At 34.8% G+C, this 12,229-nt stretch carries 13 protein-coding genes; 8 read left to right on the forward strand and 5 right to left on the reverse strand.

Going from position 1 to position 12,229, the window contains the following annotated elements:
- Positions 1 to 41: 41 nt before the first annotated feature.
- From D2K60_RS11380 to D2K60_RS11390, 3 genes are all read right to left on the reverse strand, one after another.
- A complete protein-coding gene (locus D2K60_RS11380; protein ID WP_205418601.1) occupies positions 42 to 611 on the reverse strand; it encodes a cyclophilin-like fold protein in 570 nt (189 codons plus the stop codon).
- A 74-nt stretch (positions 612 to 685) separates the two neighbouring features.
- Entirely contained in the window at positions 686 to 1,264 is a 579-nt protein-coding gene (locus D2K60_RS11385) for a sugar O-acetyltransferase (protein ID WP_117170106.1), read from the reverse strand.
- A 30-nt stretch (positions 1,265 to 1,294) separates the two neighbouring features.
- Positions 1,295 to 2,272 (reverse strand): aldo/keto reductase, encoded by a 978-nt coding sequence (locus D2K60_RS11390; protein ID WP_117170107.1) that lies wholly within the window; start codon positions 2,270 to 2,272, stop codon positions 1,295 to 1,297.
- Between the two features lie 413 nt (positions 2,273 to 2,685).
- Here D2K60_RS11390 and D2K60_RS11395 point away from each other — a divergent pair, with 413 nt between their 5' ends.
- Entirely contained in the window at positions 2,686 to 3,594 is a 909-nt protein-coding gene (locus D2K60_RS11395) for a LysR family transcriptional regulator (protein WP_117170108.1), read from the forward strand.
- A gap of 980 nt (positions 3,595 to 4,574) precedes the next feature.
- Here the strand turns inward: D2K60_RS11395 and D2K60_RS11400 are convergent.
- Positions 4,575 to 5,576: a DUF3231 family protein gene (locus tag D2K60_RS11400; RefSeq protein ID WP_117170109.1), complete on the reverse strand. Its 1,002-nt coding sequence runs from the start codon at positions 5,574 to 5,576 to the stop codon at positions 4,575 to 4,577.
- A 325-nt stretch (positions 5,577 to 5,901) separates the two neighbouring features.
- Between D2K60_RS11400 and D2K60_RS20680 the strand changes: the two genes are divergently transcribed.
- From D2K60_RS20680 to D2K60_RS11420, 5 genes are all read left to right on the forward strand, one after another.
- Complete coding sequence (locus tag D2K60_RS20680; protein ID WP_162880763.1) at positions 5,902 to 6,129, forward strand: Ger(x)C family spore germination protein; 228 nt, start codon at positions 5,902 to 5,904, stop codon at positions 6,127 to 6,129.
- A gap of 6 nt (positions 6,130 to 6,135) precedes the next feature.
- Positions 6,136 to 6,453, forward strand: a complete 318-nt coding sequence (locus tag D2K60_RS11405) for a Ger(x)C family spore germination C-terminal domain-containing protein (protein ID WP_275896255.1) — start codon at positions 6,136 to 6,138, stop codon at positions 6,451 to 6,453.
- Positions 6,454 to 6,551: 98 nt separating this feature from the next.
- On the forward strand, positions 6,552 to 6,764 hold the full coding sequence (locus tag D2K60_RS21310; RefSeq protein ID WP_420818819.1) for a YvdQ family spore coat protein: 213 nt from the start codon (positions 6,552 to 6,554) through the stop codon (positions 6,762 to 6,764).
- A 529-nt stretch (positions 6,765 to 7,293) separates the two neighbouring features.
- A complete protein-coding gene (locus D2K60_RS11415) occupies positions 7,294 to 7,836 on the forward strand; it encodes a CBO0543 family protein (RefSeq protein WP_117170111.1) in 543 nt (180 codons plus the stop codon).
- A 352-nt stretch (positions 7,837 to 8,188) separates the two neighbouring features.
- Positions 8,189 to 8,770 carry a CBO0543 family protein gene (locus tag D2K60_RS11420; protein ID WP_117170112.1) on the forward strand — a complete coding sequence of 194 codons (582 nt, stop codon included), beginning with the start codon at positions 8,189 to 8,191 and terminating at the stop codon, positions 8,768 to 8,770.
- 306 nt (positions 8,771 to 9,076) lie between these two features.
- On the opposite strand, the gene D2K60_RS11425 is transcribed toward D2K60_RS11420, so the two are convergent.
- Positions 9,077 to 10,015: an aldo/keto reductase gene (locus D2K60_RS11425; protein WP_117170113.1), complete on the reverse strand. Its 939-nt coding sequence runs from the start codon at positions 10,013 to 10,015 to the stop codon at positions 9,077 to 9,079.
- 967 nt (positions 10,016 to 10,982) lie between these two features.
- Between D2K60_RS11425 and D2K60_RS11430 the strand changes: the two genes are divergently transcribed.
- Together D2K60_RS11430 and D2K60_RS11435 are read left to right on the forward strand one after the other, a co-directional pair.
- The gene (locus tag D2K60_RS11430) at positions 10,983 to 11,363 is read left to right on the forward strand and encodes a GntR family transcriptional regulator (RefSeq protein WP_117170114.1); all 381 of its coding nucleotides are present in this window, start codon (positions 10,983 to 10,985) and stop codon (positions 11,361 to 11,363) included.
- Positions 11,356 to 12,228: an ATP-binding cassette domain-containing protein gene (locus D2K60_RS11435; RefSeq protein WP_117170115.1), complete on the forward strand. Its 873-nt coding sequence runs from the start codon at positions 11,356 to 11,358 to the stop codon at positions 12,226 to 12,228. Before D2K60_RS11430 ends, D2K60_RS11435 begins: the two co-directional genes overlap by 8 nt.
- The last annotated feature ends 1 nt before the right edge of the window (position 12,229 follow it).

A 12,229-nucleotide genomic window follows, 5' to 3' on the forward strand; every position in this document is an offset into this window, starting at 1 on the left:
GCAATTCTTTTTTCATTTAGGTTTCATACAAAAACTACATATCAATCTTCAATTAAATCAAAGCTAACGCGTATATCACCGTCACCGACAGCTTGAGCAAATCTTTCCTCGTCTTCGATATAGCCCAGACGAGTGTAGCTATGGGAACTTGAGATACTTTCATAAAAAAATACCAAGCAATTGTCCCCATAAAGCATAATATCTCCCACATTAATATTGCCGAGTCTTTTGGAATCTGTCGGAAGTTTATCTGAAAAGTAATAGAACTTTTCATTTCTATGAAGATCCTCCATGTCTATGCTTAAGGGGAGTTTTTCAATGAGTGCTTGTGCTGTTGGGTTATCATAAAGCCTTGCTAAGAATACTTCGTCGCCTATTGTAAGATTTAGAGCTATGGTTGATTCGGGTGTCATATCAACTTCAACCCTTTCATTGTTAGTTTCACTGTTTGGCTCTACTTCTACATTCGACTCTTCACTTTCTTGGTTAGTTTCACTATTGGGCATTTCCCCTACATTTATCTCTTCACTTTCATTTATATCACTAGTAGCACAAGCAGACAGAACAAAGCTGATTATAAATAAACATAGAATGAAAAGTATTTTTTTCATTACCCATTTCCCCTTCTTTATTAAATAATTTTACAAATCACCTCGCAATAGTAGACACAAATAAAACAACAGTATTACTCCTTGCTGCTTTCTATTTTCTTAAGAATTTTAGCAGGTACACCGCCAACAATCACGGTAGGCGGTACATCCTTGGTGACAACAGCACCAGCAGCAATAATAGCGCCATCACCAATCGTCACACCAGGAAGCACTGTGGCATTTGACCCAATCCATACATCTTTACCAATCGTAATGGGTGCAGGATGCATCGTGCTGCGCTTTCTAGGATCAATGTCATGATTAAGGGTAGCTAAAACGACATTGTGTCCAATAAAAACACCATCACCAATTGTAATACCACCTTGATCCTGAAAGCGACAACCTGAGTTGATGAAGACATTCTGCCCCACATTGATATTTTTCCCACAATCCGTATAAAAAGGAGGGAACATCGCAAATGTATCGTCTACCGGTTTTCCAATTAACCTAGAAAATTGTCCCTGAATCTCTTTAGGAGTATGATACTTTCCGTTCAGCTCTGCGGTTAACTTTAATGCTTCCTGTGAGACATAGTGCATCATCTGGTGCATCTTTGAACCGCCTATAATCGTTTCACCTCTATTCAAGTGTGCTAAAAAGTCATGTATTTCCATTAGAATCCTCCTTGTGGATAATATTTTTCATTATGGTAATTTGGTGCCTCTTGCTGTAACATACAGAGAATACCATTCCTCGCGGGTCATTAATTCCGATTGGCGGATCGCATCATGGCTATTCTTAATTCGCTCTAAATTTGTTGTCCCGATGACCGGCTGAATTTTTGCTGGATGACTCATCAGCCAGCCGAGCACAATTGCTTCTCTTGTTGTTCCTTTTTCTTCAGCCATTTTTGCTACCAATTCCCGGGTTTTAATATCAGCCTCTGAGAGATTTCTCCCCGCTTTACCTGAATAAATCCCTTTCGCCAATGGGGACCATGCCTGAATTTGGATATCCTGCATGATAGAGTGTTCAAGTAAACCTTCTCCAAAATGAGATGCCTTTCCAGATTTATTGTTTACCAATACTCCTTGATCCACCCAATCCCGCTTAAGTAAACTCATTTCAAGTTGATTTACAATAATCGGTTGTTCGCAATATGCTTGAAGCAATTCGATTTGTCCTTTATTCATGTTAGAAACACCCAAATGACGTACTTTTCCGGATTTTTTCAATAGGTCAAAAGCTTCTGCCACTTCTTCCGGCTCTATTAATGGGTCCGGGCGATGCAATAACAAAACGTCGATGTATTCTACGGAGAGCCTTTTCAATATCCCATTAACAGAGCTTAAGATATGGCTTTTCGAAAAGTCATACCGAATTGGCCCTTTTTCATCCGCAAAACGGAAACCGCACTTACTTTGAATAATCATTTGCTCTCTTAAATCCGGTTTGGCTTTTAGTACCTTTCCGAAGACTTCTTCCGCTTTTCCTAGTGTATAGATATCGGCATGATCAAACATCGTAATCCCTGATGAAAGTGCTGTATCAATAGCGTTCTCCATTTCAACAATTGCTTCTTTTGTTATAGGACTGTTATCCCAACTTCCCCCATATCTCATACATCCTAAAACGACACGGCTCGTCGTAACATCTCGCTTTTCCAAAGGCAATGTACGCATGAAAGATACCCCCTTCTTTTTGAATGTGTTTACATATTCCATTTAATTAAAGACTTAGGAATCCAAGAATTGATTACCTATTTTTTAAAAAGGGGGATCGTGATCGGCATTTTTTTATTTTTTAAAAAAATTGTGTTCCCAAAAAATCCAATTAATCCTATTTCGGTATTTAAGTTACCGAAAACCCATGCGATCAATAGAAATTAGTAAATTATGATGCTTATAAAAAACGCATACCTAACGTAAACTCTAAGGATGATTTAAAGAATGTTCAAGTTTCCTATTGGTTTACTCTTGGTATTAATTTTAACCACAATCCACTCATATAACAAATACTCATATCACATATCATGATATGCTTGAATAGCATATCTAAATTATATATACTAGTCATTATTAAGGGGGATTCTTATATGGAATTAAGGGTTTTACGATATTTTCTCACTGTTGCAAGAGAAGGAAGCATTACTGGTGCTGCTGAATTTTTGCATGTTACACAGCCAACTCTGTCAAGACAATTAAAAGACCTTGAACAAAAATTAGGAAAAAAACTATTTAATCGCAGTAGTCACAGTATCATTCTCACAGATGAAGGAATGCTTCTACGAAAAAGAGCAGAGGAAATCATTGAAATGATTGATAAATTAGAGACAGAATTTAGTTCTATGAAAGAAACAGTAAGTGGTGACGTCTACATAGGTGGTGGGGAAACAGATGCCATGAAACACATTGCAGGGGTAGTGAAAGAATTACATGGAAGTTATCCAAATATACGATATCACCTATACAGTGGAAATGAAGAAGATGTGACGAATCGACTCGACCGAGGATTACTTGATTTTGGTATTTTGATAGAACCAGCTGATTTATCTAAATATAATTATATCAACCTCCCAGCCAAAGATGTCTGGGGCGTGGTTATGAGGAAAGACAATCCGCTTGCTGTGAAAGACACCATTAAACCAGTGGATTTACTAAATGTTCCGTTAATATGTTCCCGACAGGCTATGAAACAGACTTTTCCTGAAAATGAATTTGCGAGTTGGTTTGGTGAGGAGTTTGAAAAGTTAAATGTGGTGGCAACATACAATCTTGCCTATAACGCTGCGATTATGGTTGAAGAGGACGTTGGATATGCAGTAGTCCTCGATAAAATTGTAAATACTTCTAATGCTAGTAATCTTTGTTTTAGACCGCTAGAGCCAAGGCTGGAATCTGGACTAAATATTGTCTGGAAGAAGCATCAGACTTTTTCCACTGCTGCTGATCTGTTTTTAAAAGAGATTCAGGCAATTTTTAAAAAGTGCTTATCAGATTTATAGCAATGAAAATAGTATGAATTATTTTTTAATCTTTCCTGGAGAAGGCTTAGGGTTAACCTGGCTTATTGACTAGACACTTAAATCAGGCAAATGTCAGCCTAACAGTATCCTGACTTACTTGTATTAGTTTAATTAAATACACTTTCCATCACCCCTATTTTATTATTATATCAACTTACGAAAAACAATCAAAACCACCAGTTTGAACTGGTGGTTTCTCTGCTGCTAAAGATAATATCGGGTTTGATGATAGTTCTGTTCTTTTTACTATGTAGAATTTATTATTTTTTATAATGGATTCTCTAGTAACAGACTAAATCAGTTTTCCATCCATTTTTCAAAAACTGTTTGATCATTCTATAGCTGTTATCTTCAACAATCGCGCCTCATTGTTAAAGATCAATTTCCTATTATATAGTATCCTTGAACTGTGCAGCAAACGCACTGTAAAGATTAGTAAATCCTTGACTATCCACAAACTTTATAAAAAACTTCCTTTAAATTGTTGACATATAATCAACCTAACAAAGACATTTCTACGGATATAAACCTAGTAATGATTGGTTTCCATATTCATCTTATTCACGTTATTTAAAATTCCACATATTATTATTAGATTATACTAATGTCATGTTTAATTTTTTTATTATTCCAACTTTATCTTTTGAGTTTAGAACAGTAGACTTGCAAAAGATTCTCGGATAGTTTTGAAGAGAAACATACAAAATTATTTCCACTGGTTTCAAATTAATTTTATGCTCTGTTTACTATTTTTTTCAACCATTTCAAACCAACTCTTCTGACATTATTAAGATTGTCAAATCTCACACTTAAATAAACGGTTAGCAATAGTTAAACAAGTGATCGTCAATAAGGGACGATCCCTATATTTGTATTTGAAGAATTGGTGGAATTTTATGTAAAAGTAATTAAATTAATGTAGTAGTTGTTTGGAACAAAGAATATTTAATTATAAAACTTTAATGCTTAAATAAATCATCTCTATTAGGTGTTTGAGGTGGCTCTTCCATCCAATTATTACTTATCATAATTTCTAGTCCTTCCTTAGCGAATAATGCAATTTCTATTGATAACCTTTGATAATTAAATACTAAATCATATCTCATACTAGCCGTCGAGGCAGTAGCATAGTTTCCTTGACCACTTGCACTTAATACACTCATTAAAAACATCATCAACTTATCTGAAAAAACTCGGTTCGTAGAATCAGTTACACAGTTATCCCACGACATTGGTGTACTAATATCCGATTGCGTTAGGATTTTCGAAAATATTTGTTTGTGTTTTCGAGAAATTTCTTTGCCTCGTCGCATAAAAGTCATAACTTCTTCAGAATTAGTTGTTTGGGCGAATCCCGTACATATCATTTCACCAACAGAATTCGTTTTGATATTTTGAGAAAGATGTAGGACTTCGATGTGATTTAATGTCCTTTTGTTAAAAGGGTTAAGTCCACTTGATAGATATCTGTTTCCTTCAATATATTCAATTTCATCTAATTTTGTTATATATGGAGATCTAATATACGTCCCTTTCGATAAAGCAGTCTCAACTGTTAAATTATATAGCTCAGAGCTATCAGCGAGAAACGTTGTAAAGAGTGACCGAATGTCATTACGAGTGGAGGTTCCTTGCGAGATACTCCAAGCTAACATTCCTGCTGTACCCAAATTCTCAATAAAAGATAACATAAAGCCATCTGTAAATAATCTCGGAGATTTTAAGTCTACATCCTCCTCAGAAAAACCATCTGGAAAAGGAATTTTCTCAAGTTGAAATATTTGCCCAATATCCTTAACAGCTCTTTCAGAAATATCAAATGCTTGCTCAACTACAGGAAGAATATCGTTGTCTTCTACTGTTTCTCGAAAATACTTTAAGATTTGAATAGCCATACTATTTTGCATATATTGTAACCAAAGCATTGCCATTTCTGATGAAGTAATTTTGGTTTTTTCCAAAGGGATATCCTCCTTATTTTTTTAAAGTTAATATAAGTGTTCCCAAATCACTAATATTTATTAAAGTTAGAGTTTCACAAGGGAGTTTTAAATGAACTTAGATAAGACTATAAACAAAGAGTTCTGTCAGGAGTGAGTTGTTTATGAAGGAAGAACAAACAGAATTATTAAATGAGATATCATCAAAACAATACAACTGAGATTAGAGAACATTTTGAGCGCAGCGGGAAATTATCGAAACACTTAGAGACTATTCTAGGAAAGGTAGAATAAGTTTTACAAATCATTTCTCCGATTGTACTTTCATATCATTATATTAGTCTATATGATCCAGTCGGGTGTGACTTTATTTACGCTTCCAAGACTGACAGCGTTTACGAGAGACCGTCTAGATGATGGTATTGATCCCATCCTGCCACTGATTAAAACAGGAGAAAAAGAGAGCGTCATTGATGGAGTAGCCTTGTTTAAAGAGGATCGGTATATTACTAAGATAAACCCGGAAGATACATTAACATTTTCGGTTTTATACAGCAACTTTCGTACAGGGTAATTAATCCTGTCGCTTCCCAATGAAAATAGTGAACAGGAGGAATTGGCTATATTTAGTTCCTTTCGAAGTATGAGGGAAATAGAGGTAGTAAAAAATTCAGAGCCTTTTGAAGTTAATATTAAAGCGAACCTAATTGGGAGTATCGTTGAACATCATGGTGATTTAGTTTTAGGTAATGAGGGAGACCAAGCAAAATTAGAAAAAATGACTCAAGAATTTATTGAAACAAAAAGCATCGAAATCATAAAAACCTTACAAGAAAATAAAGTCGACAGTCTCGGTATAGGCAAAGCCATTCGAAATAGCATGGATTACAATGCATAGGAAAGTTTAAACTGGGACGAAGCGTATCCAAATGTAAAAGTAAATATCGATGTAAATATGGCGATACGTGATTTCGGATTGGTTGAATAACAAAATGGGTGAAATATTATAAACAAGCTATCAACTCCCCATTTGCAACACAAATTTGTTCTAATACAGCTGCAGCATATGATGGATTAGTGTCTTGTAGTCAGATCATTGGTCAATCTATTCGACTAGACATTTCTATGATGTTTGGACAATTCCATGTTCAAAAAGCAACACTTGGGGCTAAAGAAGTTCTTCGACTTAATAAAGAAAAGCCTAGATAATTCCACCACCATTACACCATAATAAAGTTGAGGATATCTAACGTAGAAAGGGTATACTTAGACCATTTACTCCATATTCCTTATTCCACATTCATACTTATTTCTTTAAGTACACAGTTTAACAAACTCTAAAAAGGACTAATAAAGATCCAGTTAAAGGCTTGTAAGTTATTCAATAAGTCTTCCCCCTATAATTATTTTGTTAAAACGCCTACCAGAAAGACGTTTCTTATTGCGCAGTATGAGTCAAATACGACAAAACGATCACCCTAAAAAGTGATCGTCTTGAATAAATAGCATTTAGTCACGAGTAGCGTTGTACTGTGTAGTATTAACTTGGTTTATTAATTGTTCTCATCAATATAAGCACCTTAATTCTAAATAAATTAATTCACAACCTTAAAAACGCACACCTTTTTAGTACTCAAATTTACTAAATCATGTCCATAGCGGTCCCTAGTAATATGAATAGGAATCTAATATAAGGGAAAACTTAAAATAGAAAACTTAAAATATGGAGGAATAAAACATGGATGCATTAGGGGAGAAAATAGATAAACTTACAAATCAAGTGACTGACTTAAGAATGGAGTTATGGACCAATTACACATTATTCACTTGGCAATGGTGGATGCTTCTTGTTGCATGCATCATAATGTTGGTACTATTCTTTTTATTTATCAAGAAAGAAAGACTTCTCTCCTCCATTGCGTATCTCGGTATCATATACATATTAAATAGAAACTTAGATGATCTTGCAACAACAATGGATTGGTATGACTATCGAATACAACTTGAACCGATTATCCCAACAATGTTACCTGCTAATCTTTTTATCATTCCAATTGGACTTACATTAACATACGACAGATATGAGAACTGGAAATCATTTTTGATTGCTTTAGGCGTATTTTCCGCTTTTATATCTTACATCGCTCTTCCCATGATGAAAGCCGTAAACATCTACCTCGAAAAAAGCTGGAATGCCAATTGGTCTTTTATAAGTCTAGTTATAATGGCTGTTATTTCTAAGGCTGTCATAGACAAAGTTAAATTAAAATATAATGGTTAATGATTTTTCAAAGAACAATAATAGAAATGACTACCAAATGTCCTTTCTTATTCACAAAAAACACCATCTATAATATCTCATATACTTACTTCTTTAGTTTTTAAGTACATTCCTCACAATGTACTCTAAAAATAAAGATCTTTGCTGCGCAGTATTCGTCAAATGCGACAAAACGATCACACTAAAAAGTGACTGTCTTGAATAAATAGCATTTAGTCACGAGTAGCGTTGTACTGCTCAACAACTTTTGTTGGTAGTTCTTTTTAAAGAAAAGTACCCGTTTAAGTATGCATAAGCAGTTAATAGTCCATTATAACTTATATAGTAATATTTCTTAAGGAGATTTAACATAATGGCTTTGGTGACAACCTTCAATTTATTATTTTCGATAAGTCCTAATTGGGATGAAATAATCGAACAGCGCAGACAAATTAAAGATATGCTTATAGACTATTGGCTTACTAATACTTTATTTTCTTTTAATTGGTGGTTCCTTTTAGCCATTACAATTATGTTTTTTATAATATGGCTCATCGTTCTCGATAAAAAAAGAATTATTGAAATTGCTGCGTTTGGTCTTATAATAGGAACTACAATTTTTATTTTAGATATAATCGGTATTACATTAGTTTTATGGTCTTATCCCGACAAAATAATACCAGTGATACCTCCAATAATTGAAATTCATCATGTGCATCTACCTATTATTTATATGGTAATTTACCAATTCTTTAATTCTTGGAAATCATTTTTAACAGCTATGACAATGGCTTCGTTAATTTTTTCTTTTGTTTTTGAACCATTGACGGAGTGGTTAGGAATTTATGAAGTCTATAACTGGAAATACATATATTCCTTCCCTATTTACATTTTTATCGGTTGGATATTTAGGTGGACAATAATTAAGGTTAAGCAAATCGAAAATAGAAGATAAAGCACTCCCTTTTATTGGGGAGTGCTTATTTCGCTTCTGTAACTTAATTACATTCCTTAAGATACCTAACAGCCCTTCTCTTAAAATCCTTGATTACAAGTATGATTGTACTACGCAACAACACATTTTGTAATAAATTACAAGTCTTGTTAAGCATCATCTCCTATAATTGTATAAAAATGCTTACTGTTTTAAATATTCATCCTAAAGCAACTCCATAGCTTCAATAATCTTGTTATCAGCAATAAGACAAAGAAAAAAACTCAACCAAATGAAAAATGAGTTTTTTCTTAATCCAATTAATTATTAATAACGGCTTCCAAGCGCGGCATCATTTGGCATGATCGCATTGATGCGCTGTAAATCTTCAGAAGTCAGTTCGACATTCAAAGATCCTACATTTTCTTCTAGATATTTGATGCGTTTCGTTCCTGGAATCGGCAAAGCTCCGTTTGCCATAGTCCAAGCAATTGCCAATTGTGAAGGCGTGCAATTTTGCTCCAAAGCCATTTCCTTAATCTTATCAACTAATTCCACATTTTTAGAGAAGTTTTCTGGTTGGAAACGAGGAAGACCTCTACGCACATCAGTTTCTTCGAAATCTTCAAATTTGCTCAGCTCTCCTGATAAAAACCCTCTGCTTAAAGGGCTATACGCCACAAAGCTAATACCAAGTTCGTTGACTGTCGGTAGGATTTCAGATTCCACTTCACGGCTCCATAGAGAATATTCGGTTTGCAAAGCCGTGATTGGATGTGTCGCATGTGCTCGACGGATTTGCTCAGGAGTTGCTTCTGACAAACCGATAGCCCGAACTTTTCCTGCCTGTACTAAATCCGCCATCGCTCCTACTGTTTCTTCGATAGGAATATTGGGATCGACACGGTGCTGGTAATACAAATCGATATAGTCAACATCTAACCGCTTAAGACTTTTATCAATAGACTCCTTAACGTGATCAGGATGGCCAAAGATGCCTTCAAAGTTAGGGCTAAACCCAAATTTGCTTGCAATAACAGCTTGTTCCCGTCGGCCCTTCAACGCTTTGCCAAGCAATTGCTCGTTATGTCCATTGCCATATACATCGGCAGTATCAAGCAATGTAACCCCTAATTCTAATGCGCGTTGGATTGTGCGAATAGACTCCTCATCATTAACTTGACCGTACAGTGGTGACATCCCCATCAAACCTAATCCAATAGCTGACACTTCTAAATCGCTTTGACCTAATTTTTTCGTTTTCAACTTGTAGCTCATCCTTTCTGGTATCTTTGCAGATTAAGGAATTTACCTAGTTGGAACTCCTTGTATCAAACTATACAAGTTAAAGTACACTTTAAGTCAAGAGAAACGATTAGATCATAGATCCCTTGGATTTTTTTTAAGAATAAGTAAATCATAGAGGATTATTTTCCTGTTTATCTTCTCCAGATGTTTTAATGTCATCGCTAATTGCTTCTCAACAAAAGATTAAATAAACCATTTATTTTTAAAGTATGTAAAATTACAAGTTTACATGTCATCAGATTATCGGTAGTTTCTAATAAATAAATTATATAATTTTAAAACCAGCGACCTCTTGCTTTAGTGTCCTTTTTCACAAACTTATATAAATCTTAAATAAATATCCTATAGTGAATTATCATCCTTTATCACCTATAAGAAGCCATATTTTGTTTGATTATTGCGTAGTATAAGTCAACTACCCATTACAAAAATTCATCTTATTCTGTATTTTACTCATTGAAATTACACAACGGTATGCATTGGTAAGCGCATGGCATTTACCGGTACATTCTTTGTCATTCAGTGGTTCATAGTATGGCGAGGGTGGTACATTTCATTGTCTGTAATCTCCCCTACTATATTTTCTTGAATTGCTATTAAAATGTAAAGTAAAATCACCAGTAATTCAGATTCATAGATTCTTGCAGTCAGTATTTTCTTTTGAAAACACTGCAACGCCTAGTATAGCTGATGAGAACCACATATAGTAAAAACATTAACAAGGTCTGGTTTATTCCCTTCCTAATTGATTGTAAGTGTCTTTCTTCTACCTCCCTTCATTTTTGAACTGCTATTTCTATGTACATGAAACAGACTAATTCTTGTATTAACTCCCCTTCCACCGTTGACAAATTATAAATACTTCGCATATACTTATATACATAACTATATAACCATATAACCAAGAGCGGAGGTGACCCAAACATTGAGTAAATCCTTAGATGATAAAAAACCTATATTCATTCAAATAAAAGAAGTGATTGAAGACCAGATCATTAATGATCAACTAAAAGCGCATGACCAAATCCCATCGACAAACCAGCTCGTTCAGTTTTATAAGGTGAATCACATTACTGTCTCCAAAGGAATTAATCTCCTAGTGGAAGAAGAGATCATTTATAAAAAGAGGGGTGTTGGAATGTTTGTGGCGGAAGGGGCGAAAGATAAATTGGTGCTACAACGAAGAGATGGTTTTGCTGAGGAATTTGTTCTACCGATGTTAAAAGAAGCGAGAAAATTGCAGTTACCTGACAATGAAATCGTAAAAATTATGGAGAAATTGAAAGGGAGTGTGGAAGATGACTAGAAAAGTGGAGGCAAAGAATATAAGTGTTTCTTATAAAGAATTTGAAGCATTGCGTGATATTAACTTTACGTTGGAAAACGGGAAAATCTACGGATTAATCGGTAGAAATGGCGCTGGGAAAACAAGTCTACTCTCATTATTAGCTTCATATAGAAAGGCGACGAGTGGGGAAATAAAAATAGATGGAGAAAGTACTTTTGAAAATGAGAAAGCAATGGCTCAAGTTACGTTCGTTCACCAAACAGACTATAAAGACGAATATGACACTATTATTCAATTTTTTGAACTTGCAGAGCGCTATCGTCCTACCTTTGATCGAAAATATGCTGAACAATTGGTAGAATTATTCCGTCTGCCAACAAATAAATCACTAAGGAAGTTATCAACGGGAATGCAGTCTGCTTTTAATGTAACAATCGGATTAGCAAATAGAACGCCAGTCACCATTTTCGATGAGGCGTACCTAGGAATGGATGCTCCAACTCGAGAAATTTTTTATAAGGAAATATTAGAAGAGCAAGCGCGTCACCCTAGACTTTTCATTTTATCTACCCACTTAGTATCAGAAATGGAATACTTGTTTGACGAAGTTCTTATTATTGACAAAGGAGAATTAGTGATTCAAGAGGATATGGGTACTCTCTTACAAAAGGGATTCTCTTTGACAGGTGCGATTAAAGATGTAGAAGAAGTAGTCGTTGGCCTTAATGTATTAAGTGAACAACAGCTCGGGGGAACAAAATCAGTGATGGTTTACGGAGATTTAACAAAAGAAAAAGAAGCTGCTGTAAAACGAAAAGGTTTAGAAATAGGGAATGTCTCACTTCATGATTTGTTTATTCAGTTAACAAAGGAGGGAAATTAAA

Source organism: Paraliobacillus sediminis, from assembly GCF_003426055.1.

What these genes read in the sequence shown, in the direction of transcription:
- D2K60_RS11380 (WP_205418601.1), bottom strand. Translation starts at nt 611, where the DNA reads ATGAAAAAAATACTTTTCATTCTATGTTTATTTATAATCAGCTTTGTT.
- D2K60_RS11385 (WP_117170106.1), bottom strand. Translation starts at nt 1,264, where the DNA reads ATGGAAATACATGACTTTTTAGCACACTTGAATAGAGGTGAAACGATT.
- D2K60_RS11390 (WP_117170107.1), bottom strand. Translation starts at nt 2,272, where the DNA reads ATGCGTACATTGCCTTTGGAAAAGCGAGATGTTACGACGAGCCGTGTC.
- D2K60_RS11395 (WP_117170108.1), top strand. Translation starts at nt 2,686, where the DNA reads ATGGAATTAAGGGTTTTACGATATTTTCTCACTGTTGCAAGAGAAGGA.
- D2K60_RS20680 (WP_162880763.1), top strand. Translation starts at nt 5,902, where the DNA reads ATGATCCAGTCGGGTGTGACTTTATTTACGCTTCCAAGACTGACAGCG.
- D2K60_RS11415 (WP_117170111.1), top strand. Translation starts at nt 7,294, where the DNA reads ATGGATGCATTAGGGGAGAAAATAGATAAACTTACAAATCAAGTGACT.
- D2K60_RS11420 (WP_117170112.1), top strand. Translation starts at nt 8,189, where the DNA reads ATGGCTTTGGTGACAACCTTCAATTTATTATTTTCGATAAGTCCTAAT.
- D2K60_RS11435 (WP_117170115.1), top strand. Translation starts at nt 11,356, where the DNA reads ATGACTAGAAAAGTGGAGGCAAAGAATATAAGTGTTTCTTATAAAGAA.